Origin of the sequence: Pseudomonas sp. B1(2018), from assembly GCF_003097365.1 — a bacterium.
Lineage (GTDB): Bacteria > Pseudomonadota > Gammaproteobacteria > Pseudomonadales > Pseudomonadaceae > Aquipseudomonas > Aquipseudomonas laurylsulfatiphila.
Window position 1 is genome coordinate 58508 of record NZ_PYUK01000009.1, and the last position, 26392, is coordinate 84899.

The window sequence follows — 26392 nt, forward strand, 5'->3', positions numbered from 1 at the left end:
ACACAGTTTACAGCCTGGAGCCGGGCGTGGCTCTTCATTTGGAATCGGATCGAGCATAAAGGGATCAAGGGCCTGGTGGGCAAATTTCAACGCTGACGGTTTTTTTCGCGGTCGGCGGCCTTTCTGCATCGAGATGCCGCAATAAATGACCGGGTTGAACGCGAGGGGAATTGACGGGGAGGGGGGCACCGGTCGCCATCATGTTGCTCGACCGGCCGGCAGGTGAACGTTATTTGGTGACCAGCAGTTCCGGGCCGAGGTAGTTGTTGATCTGGTCGATATCGTCGTCGCCCAGGCTGCCCACCGAAGAAGCCAGACGCAGACGCGACAGCAAATAGCGCACTTTGGCCTCGAACAGATCGTGACGTGCAACAAAGAGCAGTTCTTCGGCATTGAGGACGTCCGAGTTGGTGCTGGTGCCGCCTTCCTTGAAGCCCTTGCGTGTCGATACCAGTGAGCGTTCGTTGGACACTACAGCCTTCTCCAGGGCGCGAATGCGTTTGGCGCCACTCAGTATGCCTTGATACTCACGGGTGGTTCCGGTGATGACTTCCTGACGCGCGGCGTCAAGCTCATCCAGGGCCTTGTCGCTATTGGCACTGGCCTGGCGTGTCAGCGCGCTGACGCCGCCACCGCTGTACAGCGGGATATTGACTTCCAGCCCGATCGAGCCGTAGTGGTTGCGTTGGTTCAGTTCGGAAAGTGATTGGCTTTCACCCGCGGTGTAGCCGGCAATGAAATCCAATGTTGGCCAGTGGCCGGCGCTGGCACGCTTCACTTCTTCTGCAGCAAGGTCGCGGCTATAGCGGCGCGCATGGATCAGCGGGCTGTCGGTCTGGGCTTTGACCAACCAGTCCTGCAGGTTGCTCGGCAGCAGCGGCGGTGTATCGAAGCTCGGACGCAAGGTGGTCAGGGATTCCGGAGTTTCACCGATGTACTCCTCAAGCTTGGCGCGCGCGTTGACCAGGTTGTCCTGCGCTTCGATCAGTTCGGCTTCGGCGAGGTCGCGGCGGGCGGCCGACTCGTCGATGTCGGTGACGGTGCCGGCGCCCAACTCCATGCGCCGTTTCGCCGAGGCGAGTTGTTCATCGAAGGCGTTCAGTTTGGACTTGGCCAGGGTGATGGTTTCGCTGGCCAGGAGCACGTCGAAATAGCTTTCGGCCAGGCGCACCGCGGCGTCCTGGCTCTTGGCATCGAACACCGCGTTGCTGTAGTCGGCACGCTGCTGACCCTGGCGGTACTCGGCCATCTTCTGCTTGTTGAACAGCGGCTGGCGCAGGCGCACGTTGGCACCCTTGGAGTCGTAGTGCAGATCTCTGTCGATGCCGCTCTGGCTTTGGGAACCATTGACCTTGTTGTCGTAGGCTGACGCATTGATCTGCGGCAGCAGGCCAGCCTTGCCGATGGCGCGGTTTTCGCCGCCGGCTTCTTTTTCATGCACGGCGGCCTGGTAGATAGGCCCCTGGTACTGCAACAGGTCCCAGGCTTGCTTGAGGTCCATTGCGTCAGCCGGCAGGGCCAACCCCAGCAGGCAGAAGAGCAGGCAATGACGTTCCATTTCATTGTTCCTTGAATGAGCTGTCCACGCGTTCGAGCATTGGTTTAAGAAGATAGCTCATCATGTTGCGTTCGCCCGTCTTGATGGTGACGCTGGCGGGCATGCCGGGGCGAATGTGATTGGTGCCAAGCAGGTTCATGCCGTCGGGTGTGACTTCCACCTGGGCCAGGTAGAAGGGTTGCTTGCTTTCCTCGTCCATCAGGCGGTCGGCGGAGATGGTCAGCACGCGGCCGGGAATGTTGGGCGTCCTGGCATGGTTGAAGGCCGGAAAGGAAATGTCCACGGGCAGGCCGGGGACCATCTTGTCGATGGCCTGCACGGGAATCATCGCGTCGACCTGCAGCGGTTCGTTGAGCGGAACGATTTCCATGATCTTGAAGCCGGGCTGAATGACCCCGCCGACGGTGGCAATGCTCAGGCCCTGGACCATGCCATCGATGGGCGAGCGAATCACCGTGTGGGTCACTTCATAGTCGAGCGCGCGCAGGCGGTCGGCCAGGGTAGTGTTTTCCTTGGCGGTTTCAGTCAGCTGCGATTCGACTTCCTTGAGGTAATCATGCTGGCGCTGCAGGATGCGCAGCTTGATTTCAGTAGTCTGGCTACGCACACGGGCGATGTTGTTGAGGTTCTCGGCCTGGCCAGCGGACAGGTCGGCGTTGCTGCGCTCCAGTTCGAGCAGGCGGTTGCGCGGCACATAGCCTTCAGCCGACAGCACGCGGGTGCCTTGCAGTTCCTGGTTGAGGAAACCGATCTGCGAGGCGCGTGCACTGTAGACCTGCTGCAGGCCCTTGAGCTGCACTGCCGATGCTGCCAGGTTCTCCTGCAGGATGCTGATTTCGCCAGCGAGTCCGGCGCGGCGGGTGTCCAGCAGGCGCTGCTGCAGGTCCATGGCGGCCTCCAGGCGGTAATCACCCTTGAAGCGCTTGAGCAGTTCGGGATCGTAGGTCACTACATCGCGACCGTCCCGTTCCGCTTCCAGGCGGTTTTCCACGGTCTTGCTGACGATGTACTGGGCGCTGATCGCACCTTCTTCGGCAGTGGCCCGCAACGAATCGAGGCGGACCACTTCCTGTCCTTTTTTCACTAAATCGCCTTCGCGAACGAGAATGGCCTCCACGGTACCGCCGGTGAGGTGCTGTACGGCTTTGCGATTGTTGGTGACTTTGACCGTGCCGGTCGCGACCACGCCGGCATCCAGCGGTGCCAGCCAGGACCACAGGAGGAAGCCGCCGAAGCCGGCGATCACCAGCCACACGCCCCATCGCGCAGGTCTGCCGACGTCCAGATCCACCATGCTGCGGGGATCGGCAGGAATCATCTCGGTATGTTGGCTCATTTGCATGATCGGTCACTCCCGTGCTTTGACGGAGGCTAGCGGAGTCGAGGCGCCTGCAGGCATCACACTGGCCTTGCGCAGCGCTGCGAATACTTCATCGCGCGTGCCGAGCATCTGCACGCCGCCGTCACGCAGCATCAGCACCTTGTCGACGGCGCAGAGTACGTTGGGACGGTGGGAAATCAGGACCACGGTGGCGCCACGGCCCTTGAGTTCGGCCAGCGCATCGACCAGGGCCTTTTCGCCGACGTCATCGAGGTTGGCGTTCGGCTCATCCAGCACGATCAGATTGGGCTCGCCATACAGTGCGCGGGCCAGGGCAATGCGCTGCTTCTGGCCACCGGACAGCGGACTGCCGTCGGTGCCCAGGCGGGTGTCATAACCCTGCGGAAAACGCAGGATCATCTCGTGCACGCCGGTGATCTTGGCGGCGCGGATGACCGCTTCGCTGTCCACTTCGCCAAAGCGCGCAATGTTGTCGGCGATGTTGCCCTCGAACAACTCGACGTCCTGTGGCAGGTAGCCGAGCCAGGGGCCCAGTTCGCCCTTGTTCCAAGTGAATATGTCCGCGCCGTCCAGGCGCACCTTGCCGGCCTGCGCCGGCCAGACTCCGACCAGCAGGCGGGCGAGGGTGGATTTGCCCGAGGCGGACGGGCCGATGATGCCAAGGCTTTCACCGGGGACCAGGCTGAAGCCCACACCGCGCAGAATCGTGTTGGTGGTACCAGGGGCACCGGCATACACATTTTCCACCGCCAGCATTCCCTGCGGCCGCTGCAGCGACATGCTCGGTGGCCGGCGTGGATAGTCGTGCAGCATTTCGTTGAGCCGGGCCCAGGCCGAGCGGCAACCGAGCAGTTGTTTCCACGAGGCGATGACTTGTTCCACCGGACCCAGTGCACGGCCGGTGAGGATCGAACAGGCAATCATCATCCCCGGGGTGATCTTGCCTTCGATCGCCAGCAGTGCGCCGGCGCCGAGGATCAGTGATTGCAGCGTGATGCGCACGAAGCGCCCGGTGCTGCTGATCAAGGCGGCGCGGTCGGAGGCCAGGGTCTGCATTTCCAGAATGCGCAAATGGCTTTGGAACCAGCGCTTGCTGATCGACGGCAACATGCCCATGGCCTCGATGACCTCGGCATTGCGCAGGTTGTTGTTGGCATATTGGGCGGAGGACATGGCGGCCTGATTGGCTTCGGCCAGCGGTTTCTGCGTCGCCTTTTCAGTGAGATAAGCCAGGCCCATCAGAATCAGGGAGCCGACCAGCGTGAGCAGTCCGAGCAGCGGGTGGATCAGATAGGCGACCAACAGGTAGATCGGTGTCCACGGTGCATCGAAGAACGCGAACAGGGAATTGCCGGTGACGAACTGGCGAACCTGGGAGAGATCTTGCAGCGCCTGGGCTGGATTACCCCCGGCGCGGCTCAGGTTGCGTTCGAATGCCGCGTTGAAAATGCGTCGGTTGAGTTCCATGTCGAGACAGTTGCCGACCCGGATCAGCACCTTGGTGCGGACCATCTCCAGGGTGGACATCAGCAGGAAAAGACCCACCACCAGCACAGTCAGCATCGTCAGCGTCGTGACGTTGCGACTGACCAGGGCTCGATCATAAACCTGCAGCATATAAACGGCTGGCGTCAACATCATGACGTTTATGACGCCGCTGAACGCCGCCAGCATGTAAAAGCTGCGGCGCATGCGAAAAAGGGCGTCGGACAGTTCGGAACGGATGCTCGACTGCTTGGGCATGGTGATCCTCCCACTTCGAAAAGGCGGTTGCCCTTGGGGCGCAACAGCTAACAGTAAATGTAGTCCCTTAAACGACTTATGCACGCGCAGGCTGGTCGCTCTGTGGATGGCGAGTCTTCCGAAATCTCTGCGTTGCTCCCTTATGCAGGAGCGTAGGTCGCGCCGTAACACTCCGAAATAACATTTCGCTCTATACCTGCACTCAACTTTCTATATGTCTTTTAAAAACAGCGAGTTGTGATCACCAAGCACCAGTCGTCTGTTTTAACGACGTAATATTGACAAAGATTTGCTATGGAACTTTAGTCTTAGTTATCGGGGGGCCCGCCCGCCTGAAGCTTGTCATCGTTTTGGCAACGCAAGGTGCGGTGATTTCCCGGAAGGAGCAGAGCATGTCGATCATTGCGTTCTTTTGCAGAGTGAAGGGGCTTTCCAGCCAGTTTGCCTTTACCTCCTGTTTCCATGGCCCGCCCAGGGCGCGTACTCGCTCTGCCTGACCGTTCGGCGAGCCATCCACTACGCGAATTCCAGGCGCGTATCCCGGGTCCCGGGTAACGCCAGCTCTCTCGCTAGAAAACAAGACCAACAAACTGCACAAGCCAGCACGTGACTTGGCGCGGATGGACCTTCTCGTCCCGCGCCTTTACCCAGACAGATCGAGGGCAATCCAAAATGGCCAATTTCAACAAGTCGGACCTGGAGTTCATCCTCAAGCAAATCTTCATCGCAGAAGCGAATGCCGACGGCGCCAGCCTCAGTGATTTGCTTCCCAACAGTCAGGTGCCATTCGGCCTGCGTACCGTCGATGGCAGCTTCAATAACCTGGTCACCGGCCAGAGTGAATTTGGCGCCTCGGACAACGCCTTCCCGCGCCTGCTTGATCCTTCCTTTCTATCGCCGGCATACGCCGGGACCGGGACGGTGATCGACCCGCAACCACGGATTATCAGTAACCTGATCGTCGACCAGACCGCCAACAACCCGGCGGCCTATGCCGCAGCTTTCGACCCGGGCCTGGACGGTGTGCTCAACTTCGGCACGGCGGGTAATGACGACGTACTCAAGGATGGCGTACAGATAGTCTCCAGCCCCGGTCTGGATGGGGTGTTTGGCACGGCCGATGACAAGGACGTGTTCTTCATGCCCAACGTCTCGCCAGACGTCGGCCTGACCGCCAGTTTCAACTCGTGGATGACCTTCTTCGGTCAGTTCTTCGACCACGGTCTCGACCTGGTCACCAAGAGCGCTACCGACGTCGTGTTTATTCCGCTGCAGCCGGACGATCCATTGTTCGTACCGGGCAGCCCGACCAACTTCATGGTGCTGTCCCGTGCCGTGCGTACGGCTGGCGCGGACGGAGTAATCGGCACTGCCGATGATGGCCAGCCCAACACCACTTCGCCGTTCGTGGACCAGAGCCAGACCTACAGTTCGCACCCGTCGCATCAGGTGTTCCTGCGTGAGTACGTGCTCAATGCCGCAGGCGATCCTGTTGCAACAGGACGCTTGATTACCAACCGCGATCTCGGCGCCGACGGCGTATTCGGCACTGCCGATGATGGCGCCGGTGATGGTATGGCGACCTGGAAGGTGGTCAAGGCCCAGGCCCGTGACATACTCGGCATCGACCTGACTGACGCCGATGTACACAATGTTCCGCTGCTGGCAACCGATGCTTACGGCAACTTCATCCGTGGGCCGAACGGCATGCCGCAAGTGGTGATTCGCATCAGCAACGGAGCCGACGGCATCGCCGGGACGGCTGATGACGTCACTCAACTGGTCGAAGGCAACCGGGCTGCTCCGATCAGCCTGGCCAACGCGGTGAGTACCGGGCATGCCTTCCTCGACGACATCGCCCACAATGCCGCGCCGGTCGTCGTCGGCGGGGTTCTGCAGGCGGATGCCGACATCGCTGTCGGCAATGCGCAGCCCGTTGGCCCGACCGGCAACAACCTGACCTATGACAACGAATTGCTCGACGCCCACTACATCGCCGGCGACGGCCGGGTCAACGAGAACATCGGCCTGACCACCGTGCACCATGTGTTCCACTCCGAGCACAACCGCCTGGTCCAGCAGTCCAAGGACACCATCCTTGCCTCCGGCGACCTGGCCTTCCTCAATGAGTGGCTGGCTGACGACGTGACCGCGATACCGACTACACCCGCCGAGATCGCGGCGCTGGTGTGGGACGGCGAACGCCTGTTCCAGGCCGCCAAGTTCGGCACCGAGATGCAGTACCAGCACCTGGTGTTCGAAGAGTTCGCGCGCACCGTTCAGCCGCAGGTCGACGAATTCCTTGCGCCCAACGGCTATGACACCTCGATCAACCCGGCAATCCTCGCCGAGTTTGCCCACGTGGTGTACCGCTTCGGCCACTCGATGTTGACCGAGACCGTCGATCGCTTCGACCCCGCATTCAATCCACTGCTCACTAACCCGGCCAACCCGGACTCGCAACTGGGGCTGATCGCGGCCTTCCTCAACCCGCTGGCGTTCGCCGGTAGCGGGGTGACTGCGGACGAGGCGGCAGGGGCGATCATTCGCGGTGTGACCCGCCAGGTCGGCAACGAGATCGATGAGTTCGTCACCGAAGCGTTGCGCAACAACCTGCTTGGCCTGCCGCTCGATTTGCCGGCCCTGAACCTGGCGCGTGGTCGCGACACTGGCATTCCCACCTTGAATGAAGCGCGGCGTGAGTTCTATGCATCAACCGGTGACAGCCAACTCAAGCCATACATCAGTTGGGCTGACCTGGCGGACAGCCTCAAGCACCCCGAGTCACTGGTCAACTTCATCGCGGCCTTTGGCACGCATAGCACAATCACGGCGGCGACCACGCTGGCAGAAAAACGCGCTGCAGCCATGGCGCTGGTACTCGGTGGTGCGGGTTCTCCGGCTGACCGCCTGGACTTCCTCAACAGCACCGGTGCCTATGCCAACGTAACGACGGCCGGCAAGGACGGGATACTGGGAACAGCAGATGACCAGACAGGTGTGACGATCACGGGTGTCGACGACATCGACTTCTGGGTCGGCGGCCTCGCCGAACAGAAAATGCCGTTCGGCGGCATGCTCGGCTCGACGTTCAACTTCGTGTTTGAAACCCAGATGGAGGCGTTGCAGAACGGCGACCGTTTCTACTATCTGTCGCGTACCGCGGGCCTGAACTTCGGCACTGAGCTTGAGAACAACTCCTTTGCCAAGCTGATCATGCTCAACTCCGATGTCACCCACCTGTCGAACACCGTGTTCCTGACGCCAACGTTCACCCTCGAAGTGGATCAGACCCATCAGTTCACCGGCCTGGGTGTGGGCGGCCGCGATGATCCGACGGGCGGCATCATGATCGACGGCGTGCAGATCGTGCCGCTGGTGATCCGCGACAACCCTGAAACCCCGGGGGCGGATACCAATTATCTCCAGTACACCGGTGAAGACCATGTTGTCATGGGCGGCACCGCCGGCAATGACATCATCATCTCCGGTGACGGCGATGACACCGTTTACGGCGATGCCGGGAACGACCGTCTCGAAGGCGGTGCCGGGAACGACGCGGTGCTGGGCGGCGATGGCGATGACATCATCAGCGACTCGTTCGGCGACAACCGTCTGGAAGGTAATGCCGGTAACGATGTGATCGTGGTCGGCAGCATGCTTGCCGCAGGCAACCTGATCCTGGGGGGCGATGGCCAGGACTTCATCATCACCACCGAAGACATCAGCACCACCTTCGGCGGCCAGGGTGACGACTTCATCCTCGGTGCCAAGACCAACCTGCCTCCAACCGGCAACGAAGGTGATGACTGGATCGAGAAGGGCACCCAGGACGGTGCACCTGGCGATAACTTCTCGCCATTGCTCAATGACGATGTGATCGGTAACGACATCTTTGTCGGCGGCGGTGGCTTCGACGAAATGATCGGCGAGGGTGGCGACGACATCTTTGTCGGCAGCGATGCCCAGGACAAGATGGACGGCATGTCCGGTTTCGACTGGATCACCTACAAGAACGACAATGTCGGCGTGACCGCTGATCTGAGGCTGGCCGCGCTGGCGCAGCCACACGGCAATACGCCAAACCAGAACGCCGGGGTGTTCAACCCGGTCGGCGCCTCGCCGGCCTCGATTCTTGACCGGTTTGCCGAGGTTGAAGGCTTGTCCGGTTCGAGTTTCGGCGATGTGCTCAAAGGCGATGATGTTGATGCAGTCACAATCGTCAACCACGGTGGTGCCACGGGCAGTGCGCTGACCAATGTGGCGTTGATCCGCGGACTGGACCAGTTCCTGGCCGATGCCGGCTTGCCGGTCACCGGTTTTGCCACGGGCAACATCATCCTCGGCGGCGATGGCAGTGACCTGATCGAAGGTCGCGGTGGCGATGACCTGATCGACGGTGACAAATGGATCAACGTCAGGATTGCCGTTTATGCCCCTGGCGACGTCAACCATACCGGTCCCGAAGTCGCCTCCTTCGACAGCATGGTCGATATGATCCCGTTCATGCTGGACGGTACCTTTAACCCCGGTCAGCTCAAGGCCGTGCGGGAAATCCTGCCCGGTACTTCGACCGGCGGGGCGGCCTTCGACACGGCCATTTACTCCGGGCTTCAGAGCGAGTACACGGTGACCGTCGACGATCGCGGCACCGCCGATCTGGCGGACGACGTCTATACGGTGACAGACAGCGTAGCGGGCCGTGACGGCGTCGATACCCTGCTGCATATCGAACGCCTGCAGTTCTCCGATAACCAGCAAGTGCTGGTGGACGGGCTCAATGCCCAACCGACCGGCAGTCCGACTATCACCGATGGCAACGGCGGCGCGATCGTTGTGGGCGACACGCTGACTGTCAGCGTGGCCGGGCTGCGTGATGCCGACAACATCACGGCGGGTAACCCGCTGGGCTTGATCAACAGCTCCGTGTCCTACTACTGGCAATTCGAGGCAACTCCGGGCAGTGGCGTTTTCGAGGACATCATCCTGTTGCCGGCCGGTGACCTGGCGTTCCAGAGTGCCGATGGCACCTCGTTCAAGGTCTCTCCCGACCTTGCCGGGCTGTCGTTGCGGGTCAAGGCGATCTACCAGGATGCCCATGGCACCACTGAAATGATGTTCTCGCAGCCGACCTCCGTGGTGGCTCCGGGCACACCGGTCGTACCGACGGCGCCAGTACCGGTCGTGGATGCAACCGCCGGTGGCGCAGGCCTGCACATGGTCCGCTCCGACCTCAACTTCATTCTTGACCAGATCAAGATTGCCGAGGCTGAAGCGTCCGGTCAGGACATCCTCTCGCTGATCCCGAACATCCGTGCGCCATTGGGCCTGCGGGCGGTCGACGGGTCGAACAACAACCTGCTGAACCTCAACGGCAACAATCACACCGAGTTTGGTGCTGCCGACAACGTCTTTCCGCGTTTGAGCGATCCGGTCTTCAATCCTGCGGAAGGGGGAACGACGTATGCGAGCAACGGCGGCCTTGTGATTGACTCACAGCCGCGCACCATCAGTAATCTGATCGTCGACCAGACGTCGAACAACCCGGCGGCCTATGCCACGGCATTCGACCCGGGCTTGAACGGTCATCTCGACTTCGGCGTGGTGGGTGCGGGTAATGACGACGTACTCAAGGATGGCGTACGGATAGTCGCCAGCCCAGGCCTGGACGGTCAGTTCGGTACTGCCGATGATCACGACGTGTACCTGTTCGAGAACACCGCGGCGGATGCGGGGCTGTCAGCTCCGTTCAACGCCTGGATGACTTTCTTCGGGCAGTTCTTCGACCATGGCCTGGACCTGGTGACCAAAGGTGGCTCGGGCACTGTCTTCATTCCGCTTCAGCCGGATGATCCACTGTTTGTCCCAGGTAGCCCGACCAACTTCATGGTCCTGACCCGCGCGACCAACCAGCCAGGGCCTGATGGCGTTCTCGGCACCGCCGACGACATCCATGAGCAAACCAACACCACCACGCCGTTCGTGGACCAGAACCAGACCTACAGTTCTCACCCGTCGCATCAGGTGTTCCTGCGCGGATATGAACTGACCGCCGACGGCCCTGTCGCGACAGGCCGGTTGATCACTAACCGTGACCTGGGAGCGGATGGTACCTTTGGTACCGCTGACGACGTTGAAATCGGTGGCATGGCCACCTGGAAGGTGGTCAAGGCGCAGGCGCGTGACGTTCTCGGTATCAATCTGACCGACGCCGATATCGACAGCGGTCCGCTGCTGGCGACCGACGCCTATGGCAATTTCCTCAAGGGGCCGAACGGCTTCCCGCAAATTGTCATTCGGGTCAACAACGGGGTAGACGGCATTGCCGGCACCGCCGATGACGTCACTACGCTTGTCGAAGGCAATCCGGCCAGTCCGGTCAGCCTCGTGAACGCAGTGCGCACGGGGCATGCCTTCCTTAACGACATCGCGCACAACGCCACTCCGGTCGTTGTCGGTGGCGTTCTGCAGGCGGACGCTGACACCGATGTCGGCAATGCGCAGCCTGTTGGCCCAGGTGGCAACAACCTGACCTACGACAACGAACTGCTCGATGCTCACTACATCGCCGGCGACGGTCGGGTCAACGAGAACATCGGCCTGACTGCAGTGCATGCGATCTTCCACTCCGAGCACAACCGCCTGGTCCAGCAGACCAAGGACACCGTGCTCGATTCGGGTGACGTGGCCTTCCTCAATGAGTGGCTGCTCAATCCGGTGACCGCATTGCCTGCCACCCAGGCCGAGTTCGATGCGCTGCAGTGGAATGGCGAGCGCTTGTTCCAGGCTGCCAAGTTCGGCACCGAGATGCAGTATCAGCACCTGGTGTTCGAGGAGTTTGCGCGGACCATCCAGCCTAACATCGACCTGTTCTTCGCACCGACCCAGGTCTATGACGTCGACCTCGATGCCTCGATCGTCGCCGAGTTCGCCCACACCGTGTACCGGTTTGGCCACTCGATGTTGACCGAGACCGTCGATCGCTACGATATCGACTTCAATGTGATAGGCGATCCGGCCAGCGCCAATCCCGATCAGCAAATGGGCTTGATCGCGGCGTTCCTCAACCCGTTGGCGTACGCCGCCAGTGGCGTATCCCCAGAGGATGCGACCAGTGCGATCGTGCGTGGGGTGACTCGGCAAGCCGGTAACGAAATCGACGAGTTCGTCACCGAGGCGCTGCGCAACAACCTGCTCGGCCTGCCGCTCGATCTGCCGGCGCTCAATATCGCCCGTGGCCGCGATGTGGGGATTCCTTCACTCAACGCGTTCCGCCGCGACATCTACAGTCAAACCGGTGACACCCAACTCAAGCCGTACAACAGCTGGGTTGACCTGGTGCAGCACCTCAAGCATCCGGAGTCGTTGATCAACTTCATCGCCGCCTATGGCACGCATGACACGATCACCGGGGCGACCACACTGGAAGGCAAACGCGCTGCAGCGCTGGCACTGGTCTTTGGTGGTGTGGGGGCGCCGGCTGACCGCCTGGACTTCCTCAACGGCAGCGGTGCCTGGGCCAACGTTACGCTGCCTGGCAGGGATGGAGTGCTGGGTACTGCCGATGACCTGAAGGGGGTGACGATCACAGGTGTCGATGCCATCGATATGTGGATTGGCGGCCTGGCCGAACAGAAAACTCCGTTCGGCGGCATGCTCGGCTCGACCTTCAACTTCGTGTTCGAGAACCAGCTGGAAAAACTGCAGGACGGCGATCGCTTCTACTACCTGGAGCGCACCTCTGGCCTGTCGATGAATGCCGAACTTGAAAGCAACTCGTTCGCCAAGTTGATCATGGCCAACACGTCGGCCACGCACTTGCCGGGCCTGGTGTTCTCGGATCCGGGGTTCTACCTGGAAGTGGACCAGGGCAAGCAATTCAACGAAGGCCTGGTCTCCGTTGATCCGCTCGGCCCGAACGGCGAGCAGGTGGTGTTCCGCGACAACCCGCTGACCGTGGGGGCGGACACTAACTACATCCGCTACAACGGTGCCGAGCACATCGTGCTGGGTGGCACCGATAACAACGACATCCTCATCTCCAGTGAAGGTGATGACACGGTCTGGGGCGATGGCGGCAACGATCGCATCGATGGCGGTGACGGCAACGACCAACTGCGTGGTGGTACCGGCGACGACATCATCACCGACACCGGTGGCGACGATAACATCCAGGGTGGCGACGGCAACGACGTGCTGCACGGAGGCAACGGCGTCAACCTGATCATTGGCGGGTTCGGCAACGACTTCATCGTCACCGGTGAGGACGCCTCCGAAGCCATTGGTGGCCAGGGCAACGACTTCATCCTGGGCAGCAAGGCCAACGAACAGGACATGGGTAACGAAGGCGACGACTGGATCGAGAAGGGCACCTCGGACGGTGCACCTGGCGACAACTTCGACCCGCTCGGCAACGACCCTGTGATCGGCCACGATGTATTCGTCGGCGGTAACGAGAACGACAAGTTCAACGGCGAAGGCGGCGACGACATCATGGTCGGCAGTCTCGGCATGGGTGATCGCTATATCGGCGGCTCCGGCTATGACTGGGCAACCTTCAAGGATCTCGCCCAGGGCGTGACCATCGATTACAGCGATCGCTTCTTCGATGTGCCACCGGTGCCGGGTTCAGGTGCTTCGGCGCTGGTGCGGTTCGACATCATGGAAGGTCTGTCGGGGTCGTCCCACGGTGACTTCCTGCGCGGTGACAACGAAGATGCAACTTCGCTGCCTACTGCGGGTGCAACCGGCAGTGTGCTGACCAACATCAACCTGATCAACGGTCTGGCGGGTCTGTTGCCAGTCGGAGCGACGTTCTTCGACGGCGGCAACATCATCCTCGGTGGCAGCGGCAGCGACCTTATCGAAGGTCGCGGTGGTGACGACATCATCGATGGTGACAAGTGGCTGAACGTGCGCATCAGCGTACGGGCGAACGCTGATGGCACTGGTGCGGAAATCGCCAGCTTCAACAGCATGGAGCCGCTGGTGCCGTTTATGCTGAACGGCACTTACAACCCGGGCCAATTGGTCATCGTGCGGGAGATTCTGAGCGGTACTGACAGCTTCGACACCGCAGTGTTCTCCGGTAATGCATCGGAGTACACCGTCGCAGTCGATGGCAATGCTGTCATCGTGACTGACCTGGTGGCGGGCCGTGATGGCGTCGATCGCCTGACCGGCATCGAGCGTCTGCAGTTCGCTGACCAGGCGCAGGCGTCCGGCGTTGGCACCGCCTTGAACAGCGGGCCTGTAGGGCGTCTGGCGATCCTTGATAATGCCACCGGTGCGCGTGAGGATACGCCTGTCGCCGGCCAGTTGTTGCGCGTCAGCGATCAGTCGATCCGCGACCTGGACAACGTGGGTGCGGGCAATCTGACCGGCGCGGTTACCGGTCCGGTGGCTTACTACTGGCAGGTCGAAAACGTTGCGGGCTCGGGTGTCTATGAAGACATCACCTTTGTCGCCGCCGGCGAGGTATCGCGGGCGATCGGCGCCACCTATCTGGTGGCGGATGATGTCGCCGGTCTGAACATCCGTGTTCGGGCGGTGTATCAGGATGCCAAGGGTACGCTGGAGTTCGTCAGTTCGTCGGCGAACAACGCACCGACTGCCGGGCCGACCGTTACCGGCCTTGCGACGCAGAACCAGGTGTTGACCGCTGACCCGTCGACCATCATTGATGTCGATGGCCTGAGCAATCCGCAGTTCACCTTCCAGTGGCAGGTGACCAACGGAGTCACTTTCGTCGACATCGCCGGCGCCACCGGTAGCACGCTCACGCTTACCCAGGCTCAGGTCGGTAATCAAGTGCGCGTGGTGGTCAGTTACGTCGATGACTTCGGTGTCGCCGAAAGCGTTGCGTCCGATGCCACGGCACCGGTGGTCAACGTCAACGATGCACCGACAGGCGCGTTGCTGATCAGCGATACCACACCGACCCAAGGGCAGGTGCTGACCGCACAGACGGCCGGGATTGTCGATCCGGACGGGGTCGGTACATTCAGCTACCAATGGCAGCAAGGTACCGGGACTACCTTCACCAATATCGCTGGCGCGACCAACGCGACTTTCACCCCGGGTGCGGCGCAGATCAACCAGCAACTGCGGGTGATCGCACGCTACACCGATGGCTTCGGCACGCTGGAGTCGGTGACCTCTGCGGCGACGGCGCTGGTCGTGCTGCTGGGTGCGGTGCAAACGGGTGACGCCCTGGCGAACACCCTCAACGGTACCGCCGGTAGCGATGTGCTGTTTGGCTTGGGCGGGAACGATACGCTCAATGGCCTGGGTGGTGTCGACCAGTTGTTTGGCGGCCTTGGCGACGACTCTCTCAGCGGCGGGGACGGCAACGACTTCCTCAATGGCGAGGAAGGCAATGACTTCCTTAACGGTGGTGCGGGTAATGACCAGATGCTGGGCGGTGTCGGCAACGACACCTACCGCGTCGATTCAGTCGGGGACGTGCTGACCGAGTTGACGGGTGAGGGGGCGGATTCCGTACAGACCTCGCTGGCCAGCTTCACACTGGGCGCCAACGTCGAGCATCTGCTCTACCTCGGAGCCGCCAACTTCACCGGCAACGGCAACGCGCTGAACAACGTCATCACCGGCGGGACGGCTAATGACACCCTCAACGGCGGTGACGGCAACGACACATTGATGGGCGGTGCCGGTAACGACGTCCTCACCGGTGGTGCGGGTAATGACGCAATGGTCGGCGGAGCCGGTAACGATACCTTCCGCGTCGATTCAGTCGGGGACCTGGTGACCGAGGCGGCGGGTGAAGGTTCCGATTCCGTGCAGACGACCCTGGCCAGTTACACACTGGGCGCCAATGTCGAGAATCTGCTCTACACCGGAACCGGCAACTTCACCGGCAATGGCAACGCGTTGAACAACGTCATGACCGGTGGGGTGGGTAATGACACCCTCAACGGCGGTGACGGCAACGACACGTTGCTGGGTGGCGCCGGAAACGACGTCCTCACTGGCGGTGCGGGCAATGACGCGATGCTCGGCGGAGCTGGCAACGATACCTTCCGCGTCGATTCAGCCGGGGACCTGGTGGTCGAGGTGACGGGTGAGGGTGCGGACTCCGTACAAACGACGCTGAACAGCTACACGCTGGGTGCCAATGTCGAGCACATGCTCTTCACCGGCGCCGGCAACTTCGTCGGCACCGGCAACGCGTTGAACAACATCATCACCGCCGGGACCGGTAATGACACGCTCAACGGCGGAGACGGCAACGACACGCTGCTGGGTGGCCTCGGCAACGACGTCATCGATGGCGGTGCGGGGGCTGACCGCTTGGAAGGCGGAGTCGGCAATGACACCTACCGCGTCGATTCTGCCGCGGACGGGGTCATCGAAGTGGCAGCCAGTGGAGAGGACTCCATTCAGACGTCGCTGTCCAGTTACACACTGGGCGCCAATGCCGAGCATCTGCTGTACACCGGCGTAGGCAACTTTGTCGGCACCGGCAACGCGTCGAACAACGTCATCACCGGTGGGGTGGGTAATGACAACCTCAATGGTGCTGACGGCAACGACACTTTGCTGGGCGGCCTCGGCAACGACATCATCGATGGCGGTGCCGGCAACGACAGTATTACCGGTGGTGCCGGCAACGACACGATGAATGCCAGCAGTGGCGACGATGTCTTCGTGTTCGGACTGGCCTTCGGCAACGACCGAATCATCGGCTTTGATGCCAACGCGGCGGGAGGTCAGGATATGCTCAATTTCGCCGCACTCAACATCACGGCTGCGACCTTCAACACCAGTGTCAACGTCGTCGATCTCGGTGCAGATACGTTGCTCAACTTCGGAGCCGGTTCCATCACCCTGGTAGGTGTGGGAGACCCGAACACCATCTCGGCCGCAGACTTCATTCTGGCCTCTTGATGTTCTGACAAACACTGTCGCAAGGAGCGTGGACCACGGAGGGGAGGGCAATGGATGCCCTCCCTTTCTTCTTCCACTCGGTTTTCCGGGTGCCAGCAGCGTACTGGAACTCGACAAGGCAGGCTGGAACCGAGCTGCGCAAACAAAAAAGAAAAAGGGGAAATTCGGCCGTGAACATTTCAGCCACCTGCCTCTTGATCAGCCTGTTGGCTTCGGTTGCGGCTTCTGCCCTCGGAGCTGCTTCGGTGTTCGATCTGGACTTCACCCGATCAGCCATGGAAACCCTGAAAAAACTGGATATAAACGACGCTTGCATAATCTCCGCTTCAAGTCCTGCCGCGTTTACCTTCTGCCGAGAAGGATCGTCAACACTCTGGAAGTATCAGGTGCTGGATCTGGAGCAACAGGCGGCGATGCAGGTGGGGCAAAAGCGCTCTGTGACGGACTATCAACGAATTACCGTTGTGCAACTCAATAGCGTTGCCTGCGAGCAGGATCACCTTGCAGCCTTGGCTGAACCGGCTTTCAGGCGAGGACTTGCCCTTGGCCTGATCACCCTGTTTCTGTTGGTCGGCCTGCGGCAAACCTACCGGGCGATCAGGCAGGGTTATTACGTACAGGCCGGTGTTGCGAGGCCCGGTTTTCAGCGATTGAGCGAATCCGGGTTACCGCAAAATTCAACAGTCATGGCGTTGCTCGCCTGGGGTATGGCGGCAGCTACGGCTTTTGTGTATTTCGGCTTTTGAGTCTGGGGCGAACAGTATTCATGCGGTGTGAGCTCGCTGGCTCACACGCTTGAGCACCTGCCAGTAAGTGGGTGGTGGCGGCACGATGCCGCGCTGCCGCAAAAGAGCGTGCAACTTCGGCAGGCGAAAATACGGCACCGATGCCATCAGATGGTGCTCGATGTGGAAGTTGACCCGGATAGGCGCCACGCAAGCGCGGGCGATCAAACCGGCCTGTGTGGTTCGCGTATTGCGAAGGACGTCCGTGCCTGGTTCCAGGCAGGCATGTTCCGCCATGGAACGAATGCGGATGAACAACGGGAACGGCGTGACATAGGCCAGCACCCACACGCCGTACAACCACGCCTGTCCACTGATCCAGAATGCGGCAAGGAGCAGGCCGTTGGTGAGCAGCATGCCGCTGGCGTTTCTGAAAAAGGTCCGTGGGTAATCCCACCAGCGACGACCTGCCTGTGGCAGGCGGCGGATATCGCTGGTGAGCGACCACTGCAGCACGCCGGCATCCATCAGCACGCGTCCCGCCAGGAACTTGAGCCCGGTAATGCCTGAAAGATCACGCAGGCACTTGCGCATCATGGAGCGGCGCGTCGTAGGCAATCCGGCAACCAGGCAGAGATCGGGATCGTCGACGGATGAGGTCCTGGCGTGATGAGTCAGGTGATAGGGACGATATTTGCGTAGCTCGTTCCAGATCGGCCGGGCGCACATCCAGTCGACCAGTACGTCATTGCACCATTTGCTCTTGAACAATGTCCCGTGCGCGGCGTCGTGCTGCAAAATGCCAAGGCACAATTGGCGTCCGGCAATAATCACCACAGCCACGATCAGGGCGAGACTCATTCCCCACCAGGGCAGGAGTTCGCGGGCCCAGGCCAGGCTTGTAAAGGTCAAGGCCAACACGCCCCAGGTAGACACCACCGCCCAGGCACCCCAGAGGTCTGAGCGTTCGCTGAAGGATTTGATTTCGTCGCGGCTGAGAATATCGCTGATTTTTGTTTTGTTATGCATGTCTATCCTCTACATCAAGGGCCTGGAACGGCACGGGTGATGAGTCAGTTGAGTCTTCAGGGCTGTTGCAGAAAGGTGCGCCAGATCTGGTGGCCGCGATCCACGAAACGCTGGGTGCAGGCAAAGAACTCTGTGCGCAGCGCCACATCGACCATAGGTTCCGGTAGCAGGGGATCGAAGACGATCTGGCGGATGCCTTCGCGACCGAGGATGAAAGACTCGCGTGCGGCCATGTCCGGCTTCAGTTGCCCGGCGCGCAGCGTCCAGCTTTCCAATTGCTCGCAATGGCGGCGGTAGCTGTCGTCGAGCAACTCACCCTTCCACAGGTTTTGTATTCGCTGCGCCTGCGCCTCTTCGAAGCCCTGGGCCTGGAAAACCAGTGCGGCCGGTTCCAGGCCGAGTTCGATCAAACGTCGACGCAACGACTCGATATCAGGCGAGATATTGTTCGGGCGCACGTACAGGTCTTTGTCCAGCTCCGCGAAACCCAGCATGTGCAGGGCCCGTTCACGCTGGCGCAAGATGTTGCGATCACTGCGCCCCAGGGCGTTGCACGCCACCATCAGATAACTGCCGTCCCACGGCCGCAGATGCTGCTCCACGTTGCGCCACTCGAACAACTGCGCCGAGATGTCCCTGGCCTGCGGCCCCAGCTGATAACTGCCTCGGCCCGCACCTTCCAGCAACGCTTCGATAGTGAGGCGCGCCAAGGTGACCCGGACGTTGTTTTCGCTGATGCCGAATAGCTCGCAGGCTACGATGGCTTCCCTGACCTGCAGAGGGGCGCCGTTTTTAGCGACCAGCAGTTCGAGCACCAGGCTTTTTACGCAAGGTTTCATTGTCTTTCCGGGTCATTACAGGTTCTGAATAAATCTATCGTGACGTGTAATATTACACAATAGTAAGTTAATTCATTTTTGGTGTAATGATCAGGGTGACGGCCTTATGTCATGCACCGGCCTGGAAAACACCTTCGCCGGCAGGCCGGCTCCCACAGGGTTTTGCGTCGCTCACAAAGCGAGGGTGAATACGCGTTTTTTGTGGGAGCTGGCTTGCCAGCGAAGACGGCCTCGCGTCAGGCGCCGGCCTGGAAAACGCCTGCGCCGGCAAGCCGGCTCCCACAGGGTTTTGCATCGCTCACAAAACGAGGGTGAACACGCGTTCTCTGTGGGAGCTGGCTTGCCAGCGAAGACGGCCTCGCGTCAGGCACCGGCCTGGAAAACACCTTCGCCGGCAGGCCGGCTCCCACAGGGTTTTGCGTCGCTCACAAAACGAGGGTGAACACGCGTTCTCTGTGGGAGCTGGCTTGCCAGCGAAGACGGCCTCGGGTCAGGCGCCGGCCTGGAAAACGCCTGCGCCGGCAAGCCGGCTCCCACAGGGTTTTGCGTCGCTCACAAAGCGAGGGTAAATACGCGTTTTTTGTGGGAGCTGGCTTGCCAGCGAAGACGGCCTCGCGTCAGGCGCCGGGCTGGAAAACGCCTTCGCCGGCAAGCCGGCTGCCACAGGGTTTTGCGTCGCTCACAAAACGAGGGTGAGCACGCGTTCTCGGTGGGAGCTGGCTTGCCAGCGAAGATACCTTGGGCTGCCTGATCAATGGCGGTTTACCGCTCCAGGCGTGGCCACTACCCACCTTGTGGGAGCACCCGAGCATTATTCCCCGAGCCTTCGATGTAAACGTTCATGCCTTTGCTCAGGGCTGGATTGATCGGCTGGGTCACCGATACCAGCACGCCACTTTTCACCCGAACGATGACCTGTTGCGCTGCAACCGGCTGATCATACTTTTTCTTCTCTGCATAGTTACCGCCCACCGCACCGGCGAGTGCGCCGGCGACCATGGCGACGTCGCGCCCGGTGCCACTGCCGATCAGGCTGCCGATACCGAGGCCGCCAAGGCCTCCGAGTACGGCGCCGACGCCACTGTCGTGATTGGTCTGCATCTGCGTCAGCGATATCTGCTCGATCTTGCCCGAGCGAATCTCCATTTCACCGGCGCCGCCATCGTTCGACCCCACGGCGGAACAGGCACTGATCAAGACCGTCGCCAACGTGACCGTCAGCCAGGACAGGATTGCTTTCATAGCTGTACACCTCGTCATTGGTATTTGATGGCAATGCCTTTGAGCTTGCGACCCTGGATCGTATCGATGTCGCGGTTCCACAGAGGCCCCGTCACGTAAGCGGCGACGGGTTGGATCCGGTCATAAACCACCACCACCGCGTCTGCACCCAGCTTGGCACCTTCTTCACGCAGTTTCTGTTCGACCTGGGTGATGGGCGGTGCCGGGTCGACGCTGGCATCAATCAGGATTTCGCCCAAACGCACACTGGGTCGCGTCGGTTCCGTGCGTAATATCTGGACTTCGGCGGGCAGGGTCGGAGCAGGGTGCTCGACCCCGACGTAGGCGGTCGTCTGGGCATCCACCGTTGCGCAAGCGCTTAATGCAAGCGCGCTGGCGATGAGCGCTGCGGCGATTAAAGGTCTGTGCAAATGTGTGAGTCGAAGCAATGCATGGGAAGCCATATCAGCCATTCCTCTTCCGGGAGCGATTCAGCCGCCAACATCGGTTGGCGGGTTGAATCAGGGGTTCAACTGCGGATGAATGCCCAGAGATCGACGTTCAACTTGTCGATCGCCGCCTTGAAGTCCTGGGCGGTGATTTTCTGGGTTTCGTTGGACAGTTGCTTGCCGAACACCTTGCGCACGACCCTGACCACAGTCTGGTTGTCTCTCGCGTCGATGAGCTCGGCCTCGATATACAGCTCGGTGTCCTGATCGCGGTGACCGGTAGCCGCCTGTGTCGCCCCGACGACAGCGGCGATGGGCACCACTTCATACCATTTCATGCCTTCGTTGGAGGCGCTCACGCCGGTAATCGCGGCGCGCAGGATCAAGGGTTTCGAACCTTTTGGCGCGGCACTCGTGTGGTGGACCATCCGGTATTTCTGCCCCAGCGTCGCCTTGACCCTGTTGCTCATGTAGTCCCGGATGTCATCGAGTGTCTGCTGGTTGACCCGCTCATTGGGCTTGGGCGCCGGATACAGTTCCAGTCGCTCGAACGCTACCGTGTCATAGGCATTGGGGTTCCACGACGGGCTCACCCAGCGCATCGCCGTACCGCCGCTGGGCGTGGTGACCTCCTGCAGATTGTCGTAGCTGGACAGGTAGCCGGAGTACTGCGTCTGTTCAGTGACTTTGGAGGTGCAACCGCCGAGCAGAAGCCCGGTCACGGCGGCACCGAAAAGCAGGTTTCGGGACAGATTCATGATGCTGTGTGCTCCTCGGATGAAGTCGCTTTGGTGTGGCAAGACACTCAAAAGCGCCAGGTCATGTTTCCGGTCACGGCTTGAATCCAGGCGCTGTCGAATTGACCGGAAATTCGATTGCCCGAAACGTTTCTGGTCTGGTCCACCGGCATGTCGCCAATCCAGATCATGGCCCAGCTGAGGTTGACGTCGGTGTCCTTGTCCAGCGCATAGGTGGCTCCTGTCGCAAGGCGCCAGGATTCGGCCATCGGTACGGTCACGGTGCGGTTGCTGTCCGACACGGCGCTGCTGTCGTAAGCCACGCCGACGTTCCACAGCCATTGCTCGGTGGCCTGGTATTGCGCGCCGAGCGACAGGTGCCAGGTGTCCTTGAAATGTGCATCGACCGTGGTCGATTGGGAGCCAGCCGCGGTGGTGTCGACCTGCACCGCGATGTCGCCGAACTCTGACCAGTCCTGCCAGTTGAGCGAAGCGAGCAAGGCCCATTGGCGGTCCAGTTGCTGGAACAGGCTCAGGGTGACGGTTTGCGGCACCTTCATGTCGAGTTCGGTCTTGGTGTTGTTGACGCGCTCGAGCAGTCGGCCATCGCCATTCACGTCCAGCCGGTCCTCGAAGTCCAGATCGACCTGGCTGGTGTAGGTCAGGCCAATGCGTGTGCCGGCTTGCGGGGCGTAGATGACGCCGACATTCGCACCGAAACCCCAATCCTGGTCCTTGTACTTGAATTGGCCGTCCGTGCGGTCGGTAAAACCGAACGGCGAGCGGTCAATCGCGGTCTGGGCTTGCAGCATGCCGTACATGGCCTTGACCCCCAGACCCACCGACCATTGCTCGTTGAAGCGGTAAGCCACGCTCGGCACAAACGACAAGCCACCGAGGCTGGCGTTCTGTGCGAAGTAGCGCCCGGACCAGTCGTTGTCGTAATTGACCGCCAGGCCGAAGTCGGCGTATTGGCCGAAGCCGACGCTCCAGTGGTCGTCCAGTTCATGGCTGATGAAAAAACTGCCGCCGGGAATTGGGTCGAGGGCATTGCCGCTGCCGCTGCCCGGCACGTTGGTGTCTGCGTCGCGATCGAACTTGAGGTCGCCGTAAAGCACCTGCAAGCCCGCGGTGATCTGTGTTCCCGGCAAGTAACTCAGGCCCGCCGGATTGCTGGCGATAGTGGAAGGGCCCTGGGCCCGGGCGGCGGCTCCGGCATTGGCCAGGCCGGCGTTATCGGTGCCGATTTCGTAAAGCATGATGCCGCCGGCGTGTGCTTGCTGACTGCACAAGGCAAGTAGCGTAAAGGCAGGCAGTGCACCTGTTCTGGTTTGCATGGATCAGATCCCGGCAAATGTGCATTTTCGAATAAGGGTGAATTAACGAACGTCGAAAAACCTGAATTACGCTCAAACGGCCTGGTGGGGTCACACATAAGTGGTAGTTCATATTCTCGATATTGGAAGGAACAACTTATGAATAGCGCCATCCATGCGCGTTATTGTTTATTCAGGATCGCGAAGTAGAACGCCAAAGCGCTTCACCCCGAGGCAGGATGAAGCGCGCGCCGTTGTTGATTACTGCTGGGTGCCTGGCAGTAGTTCAAAGGTCGGGGTAAATGGGGTGATCGCCGCCATTAACAGTTCGAACGGTTTGCGGTTGCCTTCGAAGGTGGCCTTGCCGGTTGCGACGAGTTGTTCAAATCCGGTCTTGCGGGCCATCACGCCTTCCAGATCAGCACGGTCAAGGGTGATGGTGAGGTCGGCATTGCTGGCTTGTTGCCCCTTGATATTGGTCAATGTCGAGTTGCTCAACTCCACCACGAACTGCTCGCCGTTATCGGGCGTCTTGAGATTGAAGATGAAGTGTTGATCCGCGACTTTGCTGCCATCGAGGGCGATGCCGAGGTATTCGAGCCATAACTCGGTGCTCATGCCGCGAATCATGTCGGGGCCGCCGGTTTTTGGCGGCAAGCCCTTGGGCATGCCATGGCGCAGTTCATAGGCTGCCGAAAGGAAACTGTTGCGTACGCCGGCACTTTCCTTCTGATAACCGACTTGCTCATAGACATCCGCGAGCAAGTCCTTGGCCTTGCTGTTCTGCGGTTCGGCATACACCAGCTTGTTGAGGATTTCATAGGCTTCGCGGTACTTGCCCTGATCGAACAAGGATTGCCCCTTGGTCATGATCTTGTCGGCGCCTCCCATCATTTCCACGTAGAGCGGGGCCGAGTCCTTTGGCGATAGCGGCATCAGCGTCGCCGGATTGGCATCCCAGTAACCCAGGTAGCGGTTGATCACCGCACGACTGTTGTGTTCTTCAGAGCCGTGGTAGCTATGGGTCGCCCAGTTGTTTTTCAGGCTTTCGGGCAGTTTGTAGACGTTTTGAATTTCGTTGATGGTGACGCCCTGGTTGGCGGCATGCAGCACGGCGTTGTTCAGGTTGGCGTAGGCGTCGCGTTGCGCGCGCATCACATCCTGAATCCGCTCGTTGCCCCAGCGTGGCCAGCTGTGGGAGGCGAACATGACGTCTGCCGTTTGACCGTAGCGATACAGGGCATTGTTGATGTTCTTCGACCAGACCAGCGGGTCGCGGACGAGGGCGCCGCGCAGGGTATAGATGTTATGGATGGTGCCGGTGATGTTTTCGGCGGCCCAGAACGCCTTGAACTGTGGGAACCAGGTATTCATCTCCGCAGGCGCTTCAGTGCCCGGCGTGCTCTGGAACTCCATTTCGATACCGTCGATGGTCAGTGTTTCGAAATCTTTGGCAATGTATCGGTTGGGCTCGATCAACCCCATGTTGCCAATCGAAGCATTTTTACCAATGGCCATGTCGACATGACCGTACGGGCTGTGGGGTAACAGCAAGCCATATTGCAAGAACGCCCGCCGGTTCATGGCGTTGCCGGCGTAGACGTTTTCAGCCACGGCATGCTCCATGAAGCCTTGCGGCGCAATCAGCGGGATCTTGCCGCTGCGGACATCGGCCTCGTCGACCACGCCGCGGATTCCGCCAAAGTGATCGGCATGGGAGTGGGAGATCACCACCGCCACGACCGGGCGCTTGCCCAGTTTTTCGTTGATGAAGTCCAGGGCGGCCCTGGCGGTTTCCTTCGACAGCAGCGTGTCGAAGACAATCCAGCCGGTGTCGCCCTTGATGAACGTGATATTGGCCAGGTCAAACCCGCGCACCTGGTAAATCTTGTCCGGAACGACTTCGTAGAGGCCATAGGCCGTGTTGAGCACTGCCTGACGCTGCAGCGACGGATTGATGCTGTCGTAATCCTTGCCTTCATTCAGGAAGTTGTAGCTCCCCATGTTCCACGCGACGTTCCCGGCGTCGGCCATGATCTTCTTGTAGGGCGGTGCGGCGATGAAGCCTTTTTTCGCTTCTTCAAGGTCGCGCTTGTCGGCAAAGGGGAGTGTCTTGCGCACAGTGTTCTGCATGTCGACCGTGTAGGACGAAGGCGCCTTGCCCTTGCTGTCGAAGTGCACGTTTTGCGATGGAGCCGGATCGGAAGCTGCGCCGTTTGCATCGGCAGCGAAAACGCAAGGGCTGATGCCACCGCCAAGTGTGATCGCCAGTGCCAGATGGAGGGTCTTGTTGTACATGAAAGGTTCCTGCGCCAGATGAAATGTCCAGGGGCGTCAAGGCAACGCAAGCGTTCTGCGTTCTCGGCTTGACCCGTCGAACCATGAATAGCATATTGATCTGATTCCTAAAAATTCCGTTTTAAATGTTTTCGATAACGTAAAGGTTATGAAATGACACCGAACCGTCTACGTCAGTTTTTGGCATTGATCGAGCACGCGCACTTTGGCCGGGCCGCCAAGGCTCTGGGTGTTTCCCAACCGGCGCTGAGTAAAAGCATCCAGATGCTGGAGCGCGAACTCGGGGTCACGTTGTTCGATCGACGCACCGACGGTGTTGTATTGACTGCATTTGGCCATTTGCTGCGGGAGAAGAGTCGGCGCCTGTTAGTCGCGGAGCAGGATCTGCGGCGTGACATCGCCTTGCTGGCGGGCGGGGATATCGGCGCACTGAAAGTCGCTTTCGGTCCTTACCCCAGCATCATCAGCGGCTACGCCGGCATCGCGCGGATGCATGCCCGGCATCCGCAAATCAGGGTGACGGCCCATGTGGCCGGGTGGCGCGAGGTGGCTCATCAGGTCACAACCGGCGTGGTGGATCTTGGCATCGCTGAAATCAGCACCTTGCAAGGCCGGGAAGAACTCACCTGCGAGCTGGTGGGGGAGCATGAAGGCCGCCTGTTCTGTCGCCCGGACCATCCGCTGCTTGCGCAAGACCGTCCTCTGACGCTGGCACAAACACTCGATTACCCCTGGGTGGCTTCGCGCATTCCCTTGCGGTTGGCGACCCACTTGCTTCCGGCAACGCTGGGCTGCGCCGGTGCCTATGATGCGCTGACCGGAGACTTCGTACCGGCCATCGAAATTGATGTCCCCATGCAAATCGTGAAGTTCGTCGAGAACAGCAACGCCCTGGCGCTGGGGAATCTGTCGACGTTCGAGCGCGAATTGTCGGCGGGTGAAATCGCGCCGTTACCCGTTCAGGACCTCGCACTGCGCACCCGGTACGGCTTCATTTACCTAAAGGAGCGTTCGCTGCCACCCGCGGTAGAGGTGTTCATGCAAGAAGTGAGGGCCGTGGAGGCCGACGTTTGCCAGCGCGAAAGTCTGTTGGTCAAGATCATGGCGGCGTGAAAGCAAGGACAGATGACACTGTCAGCGTTTCTTCTATTTTTTTGCCTGATCACCGGGTGACAGGTGCGAAGTTGTTCAATGCGGATTTATTGAGGTACAGCCTATTTATTAA

Annotated in this window: 13 protein-coding genes; 3 read left to right on the top strand and 10 right to left on the bottom strand. The window is 60.3% G+C overall.

From position 1 onward, the window contains the following. Positions 1-229 precede the first annotated feature (229 nt). The 3 genes from C9422_RS15890 to C9422_RS15900 are packed head-to-tail and all read right to left on the bottom strand — an operon-like array spanning position 230 to position 4643. The gene (locus C9422_RS15890; protein WP_116581285.1) at positions 230-1558 is read right to left on the bottom strand and encodes a TolC family outer membrane protein; all 1329 of its coding nucleotides are present in this window, start codon (positions 1556-1558) and stop codon (positions 230-232) included. Between the two features lies 1 nt (position 1559). Next, complete coding sequence (locus C9422_RS15895) at positions 1560-2900, bottom strand: HlyD family type I secretion periplasmic adaptor subunit (protein WP_116581286.1); 1341 nt, start codon at positions 2898-2900, stop codon at positions 1560-1562. A gap of 6 nt (positions 2901-2906) precedes the next feature. After that, positions 2907-4643, bottom strand: coding sequence for a type I secretion system permease/ATPase (locus C9422_RS15900; RefSeq protein ID WP_116581287.1), 1737 nt, complete (start codon positions 4641-4643; stop codon positions 2907-2909). 672 nt (positions 4644-5315) lie between these two features. Here C9422_RS15900 and C9422_RS15905 point away from each other — a divergent pair. Beyond that, a complete protein-coding gene (locus C9422_RS15905) occupies positions 5316-16553 on the top strand; it encodes a peroxidase family protein (RefSeq protein ID WP_116581288.1) in 11238 nt (3745 codons plus the stop codon). A gap of 50 nt (positions 16554-16603) precedes the next feature. After that, positions 16604-17299, top strand: a complete 696-nt coding sequence (locus tag C9422_RS15910; protein WP_371924769.1) for a hypothetical protein — start codon at positions 16604-16606, stop codon at positions 17297-17299. Positions 17300-17317: 18 nt separating this feature from the next. Here the strand turns inward: C9422_RS15910 and C9422_RS15915 are convergent, their stop codons facing one another. The 7 genes from C9422_RS15915 to C9422_RS15945 form a co-directional block, all read right to left on the bottom strand. After that, entirely contained in the window at positions 17318-18307 is a 990-nt protein-coding gene (locus C9422_RS15915) for a fatty acid desaturase family protein (protein ID WP_116581289.1), read from the bottom strand. A gap of 56 nt (positions 18308-18363) precedes the next feature. Continuing rightward, the gene (locus tag C9422_RS15920) at positions 18364-19146 is read right to left on the bottom strand and encodes a PaaX family transcriptional regulator C-terminal domain-containing protein (protein ID WP_116581290.1); all 783 of its coding nucleotides are present in this window, start codon (positions 19144-19146) and stop codon (positions 18364-18366) included. Between the two features lie 783 nt (positions 19147-19929). Then, a complete protein-coding gene (locus C9422_RS15925) occupies positions 19930-20388 on the bottom strand; it encodes a glycine zipper 2TM domain-containing protein (RefSeq protein ID WP_007976931.1) in 459 nt (152 codons plus the stop codon). 14 nt (positions 20389-20402) lie between these two features. Further along, positions 20403-20831, bottom strand: coding sequence for a hypothetical protein (locus tag C9422_RS15930; protein ID WP_116581291.1), 429 nt, complete (start codon positions 20829-20831; stop codon positions 20403-20405). Between the two features lie 65 nt (positions 20832-20896). Next, positions 20897-21574 (bottom strand): DUF3313 domain-containing protein, encoded by a 678-nt coding sequence (locus C9422_RS15935; protein WP_116581292.1) that lies wholly within the window; start codon positions 21572-21574, stop codon positions 20897-20899. A gap of 47 nt (positions 21575-21621) precedes the next feature. Further along, positions 21622-22890 carry an OmpP1/FadL family transporter gene (locus tag C9422_RS15940; RefSeq protein WP_116581293.1) on the bottom strand — a complete coding sequence of 423 codons (1269 nt, stop codon included), beginning with the start codon at positions 22888-22890 and terminating at the stop codon, positions 21622-21624. A gap of 240 nt (positions 22891-23130) precedes the next feature. Continuing rightward, complete coding sequence (locus tag C9422_RS15945) at positions 23131-25167, bottom strand: alkyl/aryl-sulfatase (protein WP_116581294.1); 2037 nt, start codon at positions 25165-25167, stop codon at positions 23131-23133. Positions 25168-25320: 153 nt separating this feature from the next. On the opposite strand from C9422_RS15945, the gene C9422_RS15950 reads away from it, so the two are divergent. Next, positions 25321-26280, top strand: a complete 960-nt coding sequence (locus C9422_RS15950; RefSeq protein ID WP_116581295.1) for a LysR family transcriptional regulator — start codon at positions 25321-25323, stop codon at positions 26278-26280. Positions 26281-26392: the final 112 nt, after the last annotated feature.

Excerpts from the sequence above, each read along its gene's own strand:
- C9422_RS15890 (WP_116581285.1), bottom strand. The coding sequence starts at position 1,558 with ATGGAACGTCATTGCCTGCTCTTCTGCCTGCTGGGGTTGGCCCTGCCG.
- C9422_RS15895 (WP_116581286.1), bottom strand. The coding sequence starts at position 2,900 with ATGCAAATGAGCCAACATACCGAGATGATTCCTGCCGATCCCCGCAGC.
- C9422_RS15900 (WP_116581287.1), bottom strand. The coding sequence starts at position 4,643 with ATGCCCAAGCAGTCGAGCATCCGTTCCGAACTGTCCGACGCCCTTTTT.
- C9422_RS15905 (WP_116581288.1), top strand. The coding sequence starts at position 5,316 with ATGGCCAATTTCAACAAGTCGGACCTGGAGTTCATCCTCAAGCAAATC.
- C9422_RS15910 (WP_371924769.1), top strand. The coding sequence starts at position 16,604 with ATGGATGCCCTCCCTTTCTTCTTCCACTCGGTTTTCCGGGTGCCAGCA.
- C9422_RS15915 (WP_116581289.1), bottom strand. The coding sequence starts at position 18,307 with ATGCATAACAAAACAAAAATCAGCGATATTCTCAGCCGCGACGAAATC.
- C9422_RS15920 (WP_116581290.1), bottom strand. The coding sequence starts at position 19,146 with ATGAAACCTTGCGTAAAAAGCCTGGTGCTCGAACTGCTGGTCGCTAAA.
- C9422_RS15925 (WP_007976931.1), bottom strand. The coding sequence starts at position 20,388 with ATGAAAGCAATCCTGTCCTGGCTGACGGTCACGTTGGCGACGGTCTTG.
- C9422_RS15930 (WP_116581291.1), bottom strand. The coding sequence starts at position 20,831 with ATGGCTTCCCATGCATTGCTTCGACTCACACATTTGCACAGACCTTTA.
- C9422_RS15935 (WP_116581292.1), bottom strand. The coding sequence starts at position 21,574 with ATGAATCTGTCCCGAAACCTGCTTTTCGGTGCCGCCGTGACCGGGCTT.
- C9422_RS15940 (WP_116581293.1), bottom strand. The coding sequence starts at position 22,890 with ATGCAAACCAGAACAGGTGCACTGCCTGCCTTTACGCTACTTGCCTTG.
- C9422_RS15945 (WP_116581294.1), bottom strand. The coding sequence starts at position 25,167 with ATGTACAACAAGACCCTCCATCTGGCACTGGCGATCACACTTGGCGGT.
- C9422_RS15950 (WP_116581295.1), top strand. The coding sequence starts at position 25,321 with ATGACACCGAACCGTCTACGTCAGTTTTTGGCATTGATCGAGCACGCG.